The organism is Vreelandella maris, from assembly GCF_013371085.1.
Classification (GTDB): Bacteria; Pseudomonadota; Gammaproteobacteria; order Pseudomonadales; family Halomonadaceae; genus Vreelandella; species Vreelandella maris.
Map to the genome: position 1 here is coordinate 84,970 of NZ_JABWCV010000004.1, position 15,240 is coordinate 100,209.

The 15,240-nt window shown below is 55.6% G+C and carries 12 protein-coding genes; all 12 read left to right on the top strand.

The genetic code is table 11. The features are described from left to right. Positions 1 to 35 precede the first annotated feature (35 nt). The 12 genes from uppS to dnaE all read left to right on the top strand — a co-directional run bounded on the left by uppS (position 36) and on the right by dnaE (position 15,154). Complete coding sequence (uppS, locus tag HUO07_RS04315; RefSeq protein ID WP_176302524.1) at positions 36 to 824, top strand: polyprenyl diphosphate synthase; 789 nt, start codon at positions 36 to 38, stop codon at positions 822 to 824. Continuing rightward, positions 817 to 1,647, top strand: a complete 831-nt coding sequence (locus HUO07_RS04320; RefSeq protein ID WP_176302525.1) for a phosphatidate cytidylyltransferase — start codon at positions 817 to 819, stop codon at positions 1,645 to 1,647. Before uppS ends, HUO07_RS04320 begins: the two co-directional genes overlap by 8 nt. Then, positions 1,644 to 2,861 (top strand): 1-deoxy-D-xylulose-5-phosphate reductoisomerase, encoded by a 1,218-nt coding sequence (gene ispC, locus HUO07_RS04325; RefSeq protein ID WP_176302526.1) that lies wholly within the window; start codon positions 1,644 to 1,646, stop codon positions 2,859 to 2,861. Before HUO07_RS04320 ends, ispC begins: the two co-directional genes overlap by 4 nt. 47 nt (positions 2,862 to 2,908) lie before the next feature. Continuing rightward, on the top strand, positions 2,909 to 4,267 hold the full coding sequence (rseP, locus tag HUO07_RS04330) for an RIP metalloprotease RseP (protein WP_176302527.1): 1,359 nt from the start codon (positions 2,909 to 2,911) through the stop codon (positions 4,265 to 4,267). 100 nt (positions 4,268 to 4,367) lie between these two features. Beyond that, a complete protein-coding gene (bamA, locus tag HUO07_RS04335) occupies positions 4,368 to 6,719 on the top strand; it encodes an outer membrane protein assembly factor BamA (protein WP_422822680.1) in 2,352 nt (783 codons plus the stop codon). A 122-nt stretch (positions 6,720 to 6,841) separates the two neighbouring features. Beyond that, positions 6,842 to 7,342, top strand: a complete 501-nt coding sequence (locus tag HUO07_RS04340; protein WP_176302663.1) for an OmpH/Skp family outer membrane protein — start codon at positions 6,842 to 6,844, stop codon at positions 7,340 to 7,342. Positions 7,343 to 7,395: 53 nt separating this feature from the next. Next, a complete protein-coding gene (lpxD, locus tag HUO07_RS04345) occupies positions 7,396 to 8,430 on the top strand; it encodes a UDP-3-O-(3-hydroxymyristoyl)glucosamine N-acyltransferase (protein WP_176302528.1) in 1,035 nt (344 codons plus the stop codon). A 159-nt stretch (positions 8,431 to 8,589) separates the two neighbouring features. Continuing rightward, positions 8,590 to 9,033: a 3-hydroxyacyl-ACP dehydratase FabZ gene (gene fabZ, locus HUO07_RS04350; RefSeq protein WP_008959868.1), complete on the top strand. Its 444-nt coding sequence runs from the start codon at positions 8,590 to 8,592 to the stop codon at positions 9,031 to 9,033. Continuing rightward, positions 9,030 to 9,797 (top strand): acyl-ACP--UDP-N-acetylglucosamine O-acyltransferase, encoded by a 768-nt coding sequence (gene lpxA, locus HUO07_RS04355; protein ID WP_035564734.1) that lies wholly within the window; start codon positions 9,030 to 9,032, stop codon positions 9,795 to 9,797. The genes fabZ and lpxA overlap by 4 nt, the downstream gene beginning before the upstream one ends. Before the next feature lie 17 nt (positions 9,798 to 9,814). Beyond that, positions 9,815 to 10,987 carry a lipid-A-disaccharide synthase gene (lpxB, locus tag HUO07_RS04360; RefSeq protein ID WP_176302529.1) on the top strand — a complete coding sequence of 391 codons (1,173 nt, stop codon included), beginning with the start codon at positions 9,815 to 9,817 and terminating at the stop codon, positions 10,985 to 10,987. Continuing rightward, the gene (gene rnhB / locus HUO07_RS04365; RefSeq protein ID WP_176302530.1) at positions 10,977 to 11,609 is read left to right on the top strand and encodes a ribonuclease HII; all 633 of its coding nucleotides are present in this window, start codon (positions 10,977 to 10,979) and stop codon (positions 11,607 to 11,609) included. The genes lpxB and rnhB overlap by 11 nt, the downstream gene beginning before the upstream one ends. 38 nt (positions 11,610 to 11,647) lie before the next feature. After that, complete coding sequence (gene dnaE, locus HUO07_RS04370) at positions 11,648 to 15,154, top strand: DNA polymerase III subunit alpha (RefSeq protein WP_176302531.1); 3,507 nt, start codon at positions 11,648 to 11,650, stop codon at positions 15,152 to 15,154. Positions 15,155 to 15,240 lie beyond the last annotated feature (86 nt).

Here is a 15,240-nt window from a genome sequence, read left to right on the forward strand (position 1 = left end):
GGTTTTTTTATGACTGATCTTTGGTGCGAGAAACCATGACGTCACCGCAGCTTCCTGAAGAACAGCAGGACGAGACCGGTGCGCTGTCTCAGGCCGGGGAGGCGCCACCGGCACACGTTGCTATCATTATGGATGGTAATAATCGCTGGGCGCGCGCGCGTGGACTTTCAGGCGTACGTGGGCACCGCGCGGGTGTAGAAACGGTTCGTGCAGTGATACAGCGTGCCGCCGAGCGCGAGGTGAAAACGCTGAGTCTGTTTGCCTTCTCCAGCGAAAATTGGAAGCGCCCCGCCGCAGAAGTTAATGCGTTGATGGAGCTGTTTTTGATGGCGCTTAAGCGTGAAGTCAAAAAGCTCAACGAGCGCAATGTTCGCCTCTCGATTATTGGCGAACAGCGCGGTTTCTCCCATGCGATACAAAAGCATATTCAGCGTGCTGAAGCGTTAACCGCACAGAATACGGGCATGCACTTGGTGATTGCCGCCAACTATGGTGGCCAATGGGACATTGCCCGCGCGGCGCGCGCCCTGGCCGAGCAAGTCGCGGCAGGCGATTTGGCACCGTCGGATATTGACGAAGCTTGCTTTGATAAAGCGATGGGGGTTGATAATGTGCCGCCCATCGATCTGTGTATTCGCACCAGTGGTGAGCAGCGGCTATCTAATTTTATGCTTTGGCAAATGGCCTATGCCGAGCTGCATTTTTCACCGCTGCTATGGCCTGATTTCGGTGCTGATGCGTTTGATGCGGCATTAAACGACTTCTGTCAGCGCCGTCGTCGCTTTGGTATGACGGACGAACAAATAGAGGCGCAAGGTGCTTAAACAGCGGATTATCACCGCAGCCTGGCTAGCACCGCTGGTGTTGGCTGGCCTGTTTGGATTGGACGGTGTCGCCTTTGCGCTGTTTACGGCGCTGATTGTGCTGCTCGGCACCTGGGAGTGGGCCAATTTAGCCGGTATCACCCGCACAGCGCAGCGTGCTCAACTAGTGGCCGGTATGGCGGCGTTAATGCTGATGATGTGGCTAATAGATGCCGCAACCTCTGCATGGCCGCTTTGGCTGGCCGCTGCAGGTTGGCTAATCAATCTTTACTGGGTGACCCACTACCCTGCCGCTGGTCAGCAGTGGCAAGCTACCTCGCGACGACTGGCGATGGGCCTTTGGGTGCTATTGCCTTGTTGGGTCGGTTTTAACGTGCTGCGTGAGAGCGGTATGGCGTGGCTGTTGTTTGTGCTGTTGCTGGTGTGGTGTGCAGATATCGGCGCCTACTTTGTAGGTCGCAACTGGGGTAAGCGCAAACTGGCACCTCGCGTCAGTCCTGGTAAATCCTGGGAGGGCGTGTACGGCGGCTTAGCAGCGACGGCTATTCTGGCCGTTGTGTTTGCCGTGTGGCTATCACTGGGTATGGCCAGTAGCCTCACGCTTATCCTCGTGACAGCAGTCGTCACCTTGACCTCTGTGCTTGGGGATCTGCTGGAGAGCATGCTTAAACGTCACCGCAATATCAAAGATTCAAGCCAACTGCTGCCAGGCCACGGCGGGGTGCTGGATCGCATCGATAGCCTGACAGCGGCGATTCCGCTATTTGCGCTGTTTTATCTTGAAGTGCTTATGCCGATGCTGGTTCAGGGGCAGTCGCTATGAGCCAACGGCAGCATCCGCAAACTAAACCATCTACGCAGCGTGTGACGGTGCTTGGATCAACAGGCTCCATCGGCACTAGCACGCTGGATGTAATCGGTCGTCATCCCGACCGCTATAGCGTCCATGCGCTTACCGCGCATACTTCAAAAGAGTCCCTGTTAGCCCAGTGTTTAACGCACCGTCCTGCAGTGGCCGTGTTGGATGATGAGGCCGATGCAGCTTGGCTACGCCAAGAGCTCAGACGTGCGGGTCTGCCAACCGAGGTGAACGCAGGGCCAGAGGCGCTGTGTGAGGTTGCTCGTGACGCTAGTGTAGATTGCGTGATGGCGGCTATCGTGGGTGCAGCAGGCTTGCTGCCTGCACTGGCCGCCGCCGAAGCGGGCAAGCGCGTGTTGCTGGCCAATAAAGAGGCACTGGTGATGAGCGGCGCATTGTTTATGGACGCTGTTTCGCATTCAGGTGCGACGCTGTTACCGATTGATTCCGAACATAACGCCATTTACCAGTGTCTACCAGCAGAACATCGCGGTGGCTTGGCGCGCCACGGCATTAGCCAATTGCTGCTAACGGCCTCCGGCGGGCCCTTTCGTACCTGGAGCCAGGCTGATATTAATAACGTCACCCCCGAGCAAGCCTGCGCTCATCCAAACTGGTCAATGGGGCGTAAAATCTCCGTTGATAGCGCCACGATGATGAACAAAGGACTGGAGCTCATTGAAGCCTGCTGGCTGTTTGATGCGACGCCTGAGCAGATCCAGGTGGTGGTGCACCCACAAAGCGTGATTCACTCCATGGCGGCGTATCATGATGGCTCGGTGATTGCGCAGCTAGGTAATCCCGATATGCGCACACCCATCGCCTATGGGTTAGCGTGGCCTGAACGTATTGACGCTGGGGTCGAAACACTGGATCTTTTTCAGGTGGCGCGGCTAGATTTTGAAGCCCCCGATGAAGTCCGTTTCCCTTGTTTGGGGCTCGCCCGTGAAGCAATGCAGCAGGGCGGTATGGCGCCGGTAGTACTGAACGCGGCTAATGAAATAGCGGTTGATGCTTTTCTACAGCGTCAGCTCCGTTTTACGGCGATTGGACAACTGGTGGCCGAGATCTTATCGCGCCCCTATGAAGGGCGGGTCGACAGCCTTGAAAGCGTTTTAGCAACCGATCAATGGGCGCGACAGCAGGCGTTGGAACTGGTAACAAGGTGGTCCGCTTAAGCATTCGCTGGGCTGGTCGTTAAGCGCGGGTCGTTAAGGAGTGCAGTGTGGGCCTGATACAGAATATTTTAGCGGTCATTGTGGTGCTGGGCCTGTTGGTAACCTTTCACGAGTTTGGTCACTTTTGGGTGGCGAGACGCTGTGGCGTCAAAGTGCTGCGTTTTTCGGTAGGCTTTGGCAAACCGCTATGGTCACGTGTTGACCGTCAAGGCACGGAATATGCGATAGCCGCGATTCCGCTGGGCGGCTATGTCAAAATGCTCGATGAGCGAGAGGCGCGGGTACCCGAAGATCAGCTCGATCAGGCATTTAATCGCAAGACTGTATGGCAGCGCATTGCTATTGTGGCCGCGGGTCCAATCGCTAACTTTCTGTTGGCGATTGTTGCCTACTGGGCACTGTTTGTCGCGGGGACTACGGTGGTTTCGCCGATGGTGGGCAGTGTTGCGCCTAATTCACCAGCGGCGGAAGCAGGGCTGACTCATGGTGATGAAATTGTTGCCATTCAGGGCGATGAGATACGCTCTTGGGAAGAATTAAATCTAAAACTAGTTTCCATTATTGGTTTTAGTGGTGGGCTGGAAATTGACGCGCGCTCTGAAGGGGCGAATGCTTCCCAGCGTTATGTCTTACCGGTTACTGATTATTTGGTACGTCAAGATCCGCCCCAGCCGCTGCAAACATTGGGTATTACGCCTTGGCAGCCAGAATTTCCGGCTATTTTGGGCCAAGTCGTCAGTGGGGAGGCCGCCGAACAAGCGGGCCTAATGGCTGGCGACAGAATGGTCGCTATTAACGGCGAACCCGTGGATGATTGGATGCACTTCGTTAATATTGTGCGAGGTAATCCTGACAAAACGCTGGAGCTCACCTACGAGCGAGATGGCAAGCGAGCAACCGTGGATTTAACTCCCGGTCGTAACAGCTTAGACACTGGGGTGGAAATTGGTTATATCGGTGCTGGTGCCGAGCAAGTTGAGTGGCCGGCTGCGTTTCAACGTGAAATTCGCTATGGTCCTGTTGAAGCAGTAGGGCATGCATTATCCCGTACCGGGGAAATGACGCTATTAACCGTTGATGCCATACGGAAAATGCTAGTAGGGCTCATTTCGCCTTCCAATCTGTCGGGGCCCATCACCATTGCGCAGGTGTCTGGCGATTCAGCCCGTGCTGGGATGGAAGCGTTTATCGGTTTTCTAGCGTATCTTTCTATCAGCCTTGGGGTGCTTAACTTACTGCCTATCCCGGTGCTCGATGGTGGACACTTGTTTTATTATTTTATGGAGGTCGTACGTGGACGGCCAGTATCTGAAAAAACTCAAGCTGTAGGATTGCGCATTGGGCTTGCCATGGTCGGCACCCTGATGTTGATGGCCCTCTATTTTGATCTGATGCGCCTGTGGTAATGACGCGTGTAGCGCGCAGGATGCCTTGTCATCTGCCTGCACAAATGTATATGGTGCCTTTCTGGAATGAACGGCAGACCAACGCGAGCGAATTGACTGCATGAAAATCAAGACCCTTGGAATGGCGGCACTCTTGCTGGCAGGCGCCAGCGGCGCCCAAGCACAATCCTTTGATGTTTCTGACATTCGAGTGGAAGGACTGCAGCGGGTATCCGCCGCCTCGGTCTTCAATGCATTCCCGGTGAGCGCCAATGAGCGTGTCAGCGAAGCGCAGTTGGCTGCCGCTGCCCGTGACCTGTTTGCCACCGGGCTATTCGATGATGTTTCCCTGGCCCGTGAGGGGGATGTGCTCGTTATTCAGGTGGTCGAACGACCCACCATTGCTCGGCTGGACATCAGCGGTAACGATCAAATATCCGAAGAAGACCTGCGCGACGGGTTGCGCCAATCGGGGCTTTCGGAAGGCCAAGTACTGGAGCTTTCCACGCTGGAAGAGATTCAGCGCGAATTGGAAGGTGTCTACCAGGCTCAAGGTCGTTATAGCGCCAGTATTGATACCGAAGTTGAAGAAGTTGATGAAGGCCGCGTTCAGGTCAATATCAATATCAACGAAGGCGAAGTCGCCAAAATTCGACAAATCAATATTGTCGGCAACGAAGCCTTTGACGACGAGACGCTACGCGAAGTGTTTGAGTTAGAGGATCGACCGGGGCGTTTTTTTGGCTGGTTCTCTAGCGATGAATACTCCCGTGAAGCGCTATCCGGTGATATTGAACGGCTGCGTTCGTTCTACCTGGACCGTGGCTACGTCAACTTTGATGTGACATCCACTCAAGTGTCGATTGGTCCAGAAAAATCCGAAATCTTTATCACCTTAAACGTTGATGAAGGTACCCAGTATCGCGTTGGTAATATTCGTTTCGCAGGTGATCTACAGATCAGCGAAAATGAAGCCCGCCAACTGCTGACCGTCGAAGAAGGTGAGATTTTCTCCCGCGGCGATGTCAATGCGTCCACGGAAGCCTTACGTCAGCGTTTAGGTGCTGAAGGTTTCGCTTTTGCTGATATCCAGGGCGTGCCTGAAATGTCAGATGATGGTGAAACGGTGGATCTGGTCATTGCCGTCAATCCCGGTGAGCGTGCCTATGTGCGCCGTATTGAGTTCTTTGGTAATACCACGACTCAAGATGAAGTGCTACGCCGTGAAATGACGCAGTTGGAAGGCGCACCTGCTTCCACCGAAGCCATTACACAATCGCGTCAGCGTCTTGAGCGTTTGGGCTTCTTTAGCCAAGTAGAGGTGGATACTCAGCCTGTTCCTGGTGAGCCGGACTTGCTCGACGTCACCTATAACGTGGAAGAGCAGCCTTCTGGCTCGGTTTCTGCAAGCGTCGGTTTCTCCCAGAGCGCTGGTGTTATTTACGGTGTAGGCCTATCGCAGAATAACTTCCTCGGTACAGGTAATCGCGTCAATGTTGGTGCTCAGCGCAGTGATACGTTTACTAGCGTTAACTTCGGGTTCACCGATCCCTACTGGACGTTGGACGGGATCTCGCGTGGTTACAATCTGTTCTATCGCGAAACCGACTATGCCGATTCGGATATTTCGACATTCTCAACCGATGCCTACGGTGCTGGGATCAACTTCGGTTACCCCGTCAGCGAGCTGTCGCGACTTAACTTCGGCGCCAGCGTTGAAGACCTCACGGTAAAAACCTACTTCGATACGGCCTCGGAAATCCGCCGTTACGTAGAAGATGAGGGCGAGGATGCGCAAAGCCTGAAGCTGACTGCCAGTTGGACTCGTAACAATCTCAACCGCGGTATTATGCCGACAGATGGTAGCTACCAGCGCCTGTCGGTAGAAACGGGCGCTCCCGGCAGCGATGCGGAGTATTACAAGCTCCGCGCGCGGGCGCAGCAGCTGTTCCCGATTAACAATGATGAAACCTGGGCGTTCAAATTTACCGGCAATGTCGGCTATGCCGATACGCTGGGTGGCAACGATCCCTTCCCGTTCTATGAAAACTTCTACGCAGGTGGCTTAGGCTCAGTGCGTGGCTACACCTCCAATACGCTGGGTCAACGCACCACGCCAGCAACTGAAGGCGGCCGGGATCGCACCATGGGCGGTAACGTTTCAATCGAAGGCAGCGCCGAGATCATTTTCCCGATGCCCTTTGTTGAAGATCAGAGTGCGCTGCAAACATCGCTGTTTTTGGATGGCGGTAACACTTTCCTGAGTTCGTGCTACGACGTGCTTGCAGAAGACGCAGGCCGCCAGCAGTGTAGCTCGGGCGTTGATTTAGGTGATTTGCGCTACAGTGCTGGTATTGGCCTTTCATGGCTAACGCCGGTCGGCCCGCTGACCTTTAGTGTTGCCGAGCCATTGAACGATGAGAGCGGGGACGATACCCAGTTCTTCCAGTTCTCATTAGGGCAAACGTTCTAAGGGGTGATTGTTCTAAGAGGCAATTGTTCTAAGAGATAATTGTTCAAAAGAGCAGTCATTCTAATATTGCTAGACCGCGTGCCATGGCGGCGCGCGCTAGCGTGACCTAAGGAGATTACATGATGCGTAGACTAACAGCGGTGGTATGCCTGTTGGGCGCGATGATTTTGCCCGCTCATGCTGCAGAGGTCGCAGTGTTGGATTGGCGCGCGGCGCTGATGAATACTCAATCAGCACAGGCGTCAATGAGCACCCTGGAAGGGCAGATTGGCAATCAACAGCGGGAAGCGCAGAACCTGGGTAATGAGCTTCAGCAGCTTCAGCAGCGTCTTCAGAACGAAGGCGAAACCATGGCACAGTCCCAGCGTGAGTCGCTGATTAGCGAGCTACAGCAAAAGGGCAGCCGCTTTGAACAGCTGCGTCAGGAAGTCATGCAGGCCCAGCAACGCTCTGAACAGCAGTTTTTAGAAGGTGCTGAACCGAAGTTGGAGGAGGCGGTTGCGCAGGTACTTGAGCGCCACGGTATTGATGTGCTGGTCGAGCCCCAGGGCGTTCTGCACTCAGGGGTTGACCTGCCAAACGTGACCGATGAAGTCACTCAGATTTTTGATACCTTGAACTAATTTTAAACGATAATTGGTGTGGCCTAGCCACACCAACGCTTCCCTGGGTTCTCATGACGCACGCTTCTCATCACCTTACCCTCGCAGACATTGCGCACCAATTGGGCATCGCCGTCAGCGGTAATGCTCAGCAGCCGATACGTGGCTTGGCGACGCTAAAAGAGGCCCAGCCGGACCAAGTGGCCTTTCTAGCCAATCGCGCTTATTTGAAAGATTTGGCGACGACTAAAGCAGCGGCGGTGCTTCTGCACCCTGAGCATGGCAAGCACTGCCCTGTACCGCGCCTTGAGATTGATAACCCTTATTTAGGCTACGCCAAACTATCGCAGCTGTTTGATCCCTTACCCGCTCGCGACATTATGGGAATACATCCCACGGCAGTAGTGGCGGAAGATGCTCAGCTAGGTGCCGATGTCTCCATTCAAGCCCATGCTGTGATTGAAGCAGGTGTGGTACTGGGTGATCGCGTGGTGATCGGGGCTGGCAGCGTGGTCGGCGCCGACAGCATCATTGGCGAGGGAACGCGGTTACATGCCAACGTCACCCTCTGTCATGGTGTAGTGATTGGCAAGCGGGGAATCTTGCAAAGCGGCTGTGTGATCGGCGGTGATGGGTTCGGTTTTGCCCACGACGGCGCAGGCTGGCATAAGATTGCCCAGCTGGGCGGGGTCGTGCTGGGTGATGACGTTGAAGTAGGAAGTTGTTCCAGCATTGATCGCGGCGCCCTGGGTGATACGGTGATTGGCGATGACGTCAAAATCGATAGCCAGGTACAAATTGCTCATAACGTGATCATTGGCGACCACAGTGCTCTAGCGGGCTGTGTAGGTATTGCGGGCTCTACCAAGGTCGGTAAGCACTGTATGCTCGGGGGTGGCGTCGGTTTGTCGGGCCATCTGACTATCTGCGATGGGGTGCAGGTGACCGGAATGAGTTTGGTCACGAATTCAATCCATGAGCCAGGGGTTTACTCTTCCGGTACCGGCGCCATGGCCAATACCCAGTGGCGAAAAAATGCAGTGCGTTTTAAACAGCTTGATGACATTGCTAAACGCCTAGCGAGGCTGGAAAAAAAGCAGCGTGATTAGTCTATGTGGTGAGTCGTCGCTGAATGATTTATCCGCTGCTGGCTTGAGACTGGTTAGCGGCGGGGTATAATCCTCAGCCTTTTAACCAGCAGGCGTGCTGGTGTTTGCCTGACTCTCTTCACGAGTTCCAGGTTTTTTGTAATTTTAGAGGTCGCTACGATGGTTATGGATATTAATGAAATTCGCGAGTACTTGCCCCACCGTTACCCCTTTTTGTTGGTGGATCGAGTAACGCAATTAACCACCGGCGAATCCATCGTTGCGTACAAAAACGTCAGCATTAATGAGCCGTTCTTCAATGGCCATTTCCCCCATCACCCGATTATGCCCGGTGTATTAGTGCTCGAAGCCCTTGCTCAGGTATGTGGCATTCTCGGTTTTAAAACGGTCAATAAACTGCCTGCTGATGGTTACGTTTATTATCTGGTAGGCAGTGATAACGTGCGCTTTAAGCGCCCGGTCATGCCGGGCGACAAACTCACGTTAGAAGCCGATGTGATCAAAGGCAAGCGGGGTATCTGGAAATTTGCATGCCGTGCCACGGTGGATGGCGAACTGGCCTGCGAAGCAGAAATTATTTGTGCCGAGAGGAAGGTGGCTTGATACATCCTACTGCACTGGTCGACCCGACGGCGCGTCTTGCTGACGATGTTGAGGTAGGCCCATTTAGCATCATCGGGCCAGACGTCACTATCGGCGCTGGTTCTGTGATTGGCCCGCATGTGGTGGTGAAAGGCCCCACCACGTTAGGCGAGCGAACGCGTATTTTTCAGTTCGCCTCGGTAGGCGAAGACTGCCAGGACAAAAAATACGCAGGCGAGCCGACGCGGTTAGTCATGGGCGATGATAATGTAATTCGTGAAGGCGCCACGATCCATCGTGGTACCGTTCAGGATCGCAGCGAAACTACTATTGGTTCGCGCAATTTGTTGATGGCCTACGTGCATGTCGGGCATGACTGCGTGATCGGTAACGACTGCATTTTAGCCAATCAGGTCACCTTGGCGGGGCATGTCACCGTTGGCGATCATGTCATTTTGGGTGGTTTGGCGGCAGTGCACCAGTTCTGTCACTTTGGCGATCACGCCATGGCCGGTGGTGGTTCGATCATCACCAAAGACACGCCTGCCTATATCATGATCAATGGCAACCCTGCCGAAGCGCGTGGCCTCAATCTGGTGGGCTTAAAGCGACGTGGCTTCAGCCGCGAAGCGATTAACGCCTTAACCGCCGCCTATAAGATAGTCTATCGCCAAGGGCTGACCACAGAACAGGCGCTCGTTGAAATGCGCAGCCGCTTTGAACTGCCTGAAGTCGAGCATTTTGCCGCCTCTATTGAGCGTTCGACCCGCGGCATTACCCGCTAACTCATGCTAAACCGCTTATGACCCTGCAACGTGTTTACCTCGTGGCCGGGGAGCTTTCCGGCGATATTCTTGGCGCTGGGCTGATACGTGAGCTCAAAGCGCGCCACCCCGGCGTTGAGTTTCGTGGTATCGGCGGCCCCCGCATGCAGGCCGAAGGCATGACGAGCCGCTTCCCCCTCGAAACGTTGGCGGTAATGGGGCTGGTGGAAGTGCTCAAGCATCTCCCAGAACTGATCCGTGTGCGTCGTACCCTGAAAGCCGAAGCCTTGGTCTGGCAGCCGGACATTATGCTCGGCATTGATGCACCTGACTTCAATTTAGGCCTAGAGCGCCAGCTTCGTGAAGCGGGCATTACGACCGCCCACTACGTGAGCCCTTCCGTATGGGCGTGGCGACAGGGGCGGGTAAAAGGTATTGCCAAGTCGGTAGACGGCATGCTGACACTGCTGCCTTTTGAAGCCGTCTTCTATCGCGAACACCGTGTCCCCGTCGCCTTTGTGGGTCACCCTCTGGCCGACGAAATGCCGCTGGAAAATGACCGTGTTGCCACCCGCCAAGCGCTGGAGCTGGCGCCTGATAGCCAGGTGTTGGCGCTGTTGCCAGGCTCTCGGGCCAATGAAATTCGGTTTTTGGGCGATACCTTTCTTGCCGCCGCCGAACTGCTCTGCCAGCGCCACCCAGCGCTGCGCGTGGTGGTTCCTGCCGCGACGGTGGATCGTCATCGTGAAATTAGCGAATTGTTGACGCACTACCCATTGCTGGCTCAGCGCGTCACGCTGCTCAATGGACAAGCCCGTGAAGCGATGGTAGCCAGCGATATCGTGCTGCTGGCCTCGGGTACCGCCGCGTTGGAAGCCATGTTGTGCCATCGCAGCATGCTGGTGGCCTACAAGATGGCACCAATGACGCATTGGCTAGCCAAGCGAATGGTGAAAACTCAGTGGGTGTCGCTGCCCAATCTGATCGCTCAGGAGACGCTGGTGCCGGAACTGATTCAAGAGGCCGCCTCACCCGATGCGATTGCCGACCAGCTCAGTGCCATGCTGTCAGATGAGGCAAGCCGCCATGCGTTGGAAGCACGTTTTGCCGAGATGCACGCTACGCTACAGCGCAACGCCAGTCGGCGCGCCGCCGAGGCGATCAGCCAGCTAGTAGCAGGTCAGCCACTGGAGACTGTTGATGGCCATTGAGCATTGGTTAATTGAGCACAAGGATTTTCAACCGCTAGAAATTACCTACAGTGGTGAGCGTCTGGCAGGAGTGGATGAGGTAGGACGTGGGCCGCTGATCGGCAGCGTGGTAGCCGCCGCGGTAATTCTCGACCCCGCTCAGCCGATTGACGGTCTTACCGATTCTAAAAAGCTTACTGCCAGTAGGCGTGAAGCGCTGGATAGCCAAATTCGCGAGCGGGCATTCGCCTTTGCCGTGGCAGAAGCCAGCGCTGCCGAAGTGGATGAGCTGAATATTTACCACGCCACCCACTTGGCCATGCGTCGAGCCATTGATGCACTGGCTCCGGCGGCGGAATATCTACTTGTGGATGGCAATAAATTACCTGGGCATCTGCTGCCCGGGCAGGCCGTGGTGAAAGGCGATGCGCGCCACGCGGCCATCGCCGCCGCATCGATTTTGGCCAAGGTTGCCCGGGATGCCCAAATGGTCGCCTTGGATGAGTGCTATCCTGAGTATGGTTTTGCGCGCCATAAAGGCTACCCGACCAAAGAGCACCTGACGGCGCTAGCGGCTCACGGGCCACTTGCCGAACATCGCCGTAGCTTTGCGCCAGTGCAGCGCCAGTTGGCGCTGCTTTAACGTATTTCTTCTTCATCTAGCGTTTTTCTGAGAGTCTCATGACGGTCCCGTTCGTTCATTTACGTTTGCACAGTGAATACTCACTGGTCGACGGCCTGGTTAAGCTCAAATCGCTGGTCAGCACGACTGCTGAACGGGCGATGCCAGCGCTGGCCTTGACTGATGAGACCAACCTGTTTGGTCTGGTCAAGTTTTACAAAGCCGCCCAGGGGGCGGGGTTGAAACCGATCATTGGCAGCGACTTATGGCTGCAGAACCCTCATGACGAGTCTCACCCTTATCGGCTAACGCTGCTGGCCATGAATGAGGTTGGTTATCGCAACCTGACCGAGCTGATCTCGAAGGGCTGGACGCATGGCCAGCGCCAGGGCCGCGCCATTCTCGATAAACAGTGGGTGCTGGAACAGAGCGAAGGATTGATTGCGCTGTCTGGTGCGCGAGAGGGCGAGATTGGTCGCCATCTGCTCTCTGACCACGAACGAGAAGCGCGACAATTGCTTGAAGAGTGGCAGGTCGCGTTTCCTGATCGCTTTTACCTAGAGCTGGTGCGCACCGGGCGCCCGCTGGAAGAGGCTTGTGTTCACGCCAGCGTCAAGCTAGCGATTGAAACCGGCACGCCGGTGGTGGCGACCAACGACGTACGCTTTTTAGAGCGCGAAGATTTTTGGGCCCACGAAACCCGCGTTGCCATTGGTGAAGGCAAGGCACTTGACGATCCACGTCGCGAGCGTCGCTACACCGAAGAGCAGTACCTAAAAAGCCCCGACGAGATGGCGGCACTGTTTGCCGACATCCCCGAAGCGCTGGAAAACAGCGTGATGATTGCCGAGCGCTGTAGCGTGGACGTGCGTCTGGGCGAGATTTTCCTACCCGAATTCGGAATTCCTGAGGGTATGACCCAGGATGAGTTCTTCCGCAAGGTCTCTCACGATGGCCTGACGGATCGACTCGATTTTCTCTTCCCTGCTGAACGCTATCCCCGCGACAGCGATGAATACAAGGCGATCGACCAGCGCTACCGCGATCGGCTGGAGTTTGAGCTTAACGTTATTATCCAGATGGGCTTTCCTGGCTACTTCTTGATCGTAATGGACTTTATCCAGTGGGCAAAAGATAACAGCGTTCCTGTAGGCCCTGGACGCGGCTCAGGTGCTGGCTCGCTGGTGGCTTATGCGCAAAAGATCACCGACCTGGACCCGATCGGCTATGACCTTCTCTTCGAGCGCTTCCTGAACCCGGAACGTGTCTCCATGCCCGACTTTGACGTCGATTTCTGTATGGAGAAACGCGATAAGGTAATTGAGTACGTGGCCGAGCGTTACGGACGCAATGCGGTTTCTCAGATTGTCACCTTTGGCACCATGGCCGCCAAGGCCGTGGTGCGAGACGTTGCACGCGCTCAGGGGCGGCCCTACTCGCTGGGGGATAAGCTCTCCAAGCTGATCCCCTTTGAAGTGGGCATGACCCTGGCCAAGGCCATTGAGCAGGAACCGGCACTCAAAGAGTTTATCGGCAACGACGAAGAGGCCGAAGAGATTTGGGAGATGGCCCTTAAGCTGGAGGGCACCACGCGGGGCACAGGTAAGCACGCAGGCGGTGTGGTCATTGCGCCGACCAAACTGACGGACTTCTCGCCGCTGTTATGCGACGAGGACGGTTCAGGCTTGGTGGTGCAATTCGATAAAAACGATATCGAAGAGGCGGGGCTGGTTAAGTTTGACTTCCTGGGTCTACGCACGCTGACGATTATCGACTGGGCGCTGGAGATGGTCGATAAGGTGCGCAGCGTTAATGGCCAGGGGCCGCTCAATATCGAGAGCATCCCGCTGGACGACGCGCCGACCTTTGAGATGCTCAAACGCGCTGAAACCACCGCGGTGTTTCAGCTCGAATCCCGTGGCATGAAAGAGCTAATCAAGCGCCTGCTGCCTGACTCACTAGACGATATGATCGCCCTGGTGGCGCTGTTCCGCCCCGGCCCGCTGCAGTCGGGCATGGTGGATGACTTTATCAACCGTAAGCACGGCCGGGCCGAAGTCTCTTATCCACACCCGGATTACCAGCACGAGCTGTTGAAACCAGTGTTGGCACCTACCTATGGCATCATTCTCTACCAAGAGCAGGTCATGCAGATCGCTCAGGTCATGGCGGGCTACAGCCTTGGCCAGGCCGATATGCTGCGCCGTGCCATGGGTAAGAAAAAGCCCGAAGAGATGGCCAAGCAGCGCGATGGCTTTATGGATGGCTGCGCCGCCAACGGTATCGATAAAGATCTTGCCGGTAACATCTTTGACCTGGTTGAAAAATTCGCCGGTTACGGCTTTAACAAGTCGCACTCGGCCGCCTACGCCTTGGTTTCCTACCAAACGGCGTGGCTGAAAGCCCACTATCCGGGGCCATTTATGGCCGCCGTAATGTCCACCGAAATGGACAACCTGGATAAGGTGGTGCCGCTGATTGAGGAGTGCCGCAACCTCAAGCTCACCGTGACGCCGCCGGATGTTAACGTGGGCGGTTACAAGTTTACCGTCGATACCGATGCCCGAGTGGTTTACGGTCTGGGCGCGATTCGTGGCGTGGGCGAAGGACCGATTGGCGCCATTGTCGAAGCCCGTGAGGCAGATGGTCCGTTTAAAGATATCTTCGACTTCTGTCGTCGCATGGACCCTAAACGGATGAATAAGCGCACCCTGGAAGCACTGATTCGCTCCGGCGCGCTGGATACCATCGGTCCCAATCGCGCGGTGCTATTCGCTGCCATGGAAGATGCGCTGAAAGCCGCCGCCCAGAACCATACCAATCAAAACCTGGGTATGCTGGATATGTTCGGTGACGCCTTCGTTGAAGCTGACGACAGCGATAGCAACGTTTACGCCGAATATATCAACGCCCGAGAGTGGACTGATCGCGAGCGCCTCTCTGGGGAGAAAGACACCCTGGGGCTTTACCTAACGGGTCACCCGATCGACGAGTACGAGCGGGAATTAAAGCGCTTTGTGTCTACCCGGATCAGTGATTTAAAGCCTTCCCGCGATCCCCAGCGTGTCGCCGGTCTGGTGGTCGGCGTGCGCACCATGAAATCCAAGCGCGGCGACACCATGGCGTTTATTACCCTTGACGACCGCACCGGGCGTATTGAAGCCTCGCTGTTTGGGGAGCTTTTTGAGCAGTTACGCGGTCAGATTGAGGCCGATCAAGTGTTGATCGTTGAGGGCGAGGTTTCCAGCGATGAGTTCTCCGGCGGTCTGCGCCTGCGTGGTAAAGACGTGACACCCATGGTGACGGCGCGCATTCGCTACGGCCAAGCCGTGGAGCTGGCACTGGACGCGGGGCAGATCAATGGTCGCTTAATTGAAACCCTGCGCGATAGTCTGACGCCTTATCGTGATGAAGCTGGTCTTCCAGTACGGCTGCAGTATCGCCACCCGGCAGCGGTCGCTTGGCTGGAACTTGCCGATGAGTGGAAAGTCGCGCCGAGCGACGATTTACTGCTGGCGCTGCGGGATGTACAGGGCCAAGCGGGTGTACAGCTACGCTATCGCTAAGTTAAAGAGCGGGTGCCCAGCTTGCGTGGCAGGGTGAGGGTGCGATAATGCGCTTTATTACATTCTTGTTTTTGAACAGGCTTCTT

Bases quoted from the DNA above. Each gene is read 5' to 3' on its own strand.
- lpxD (WP_176302528.1), top strand. From the start codon at position 7,396: ATGACGCACGCTTCTCATCACCTTACCCTCGCAGACATTGCGCACCAA.
- uppS (WP_176302524.1), top strand. From the start codon at position 36: ATGACGTCACCGCAGCTTCCTGAAGAACAGCAGGACGAGACCGGTGCG.
- rnhB (WP_176302530.1), top strand. From the start codon at position 10,977: ATGGCCATTGAGCATTGGTTAATTGAGCACAAGGATTTTCAACCGCTA.
- ispC (WP_176302526.1), top strand. From the start codon at position 1,644: ATGAGCCAACGGCAGCATCCGCAAACTAAACCATCTACGCAGCGTGTG.
- bamA (WP_422822680.1), top strand. From the start codon at position 4,368: ATGAAAATCAAGACCCTTGGAATGGCGGCACTCTTGCTGGCAGGCGCC.
- dnaE (WP_176302531.1), top strand. From the start codon at position 11,648: ATGACGGTCCCGTTCGTTCATTTACGTTTGCACAGTGAATACTCACTG.
- lpxB (WP_176302529.1), top strand. From the start codon at position 9,815: ATGACCCTGCAACGTGTTTACCTCGTGGCCGGGGAGCTTTCCGGCGAT.
- fabZ (WP_008959868.1), top strand. From the start codon at position 8,590: ATGGTTATGGATATTAATGAAATTCGCGAGTACTTGCCCCACCGTTAC.
- HUO07_RS04340 (WP_176302663.1), top strand. From the start codon at position 6,842: ATGCGTAGACTAACAGCGGTGGTATGCCTGTTGGGCGCGATGATTTTG.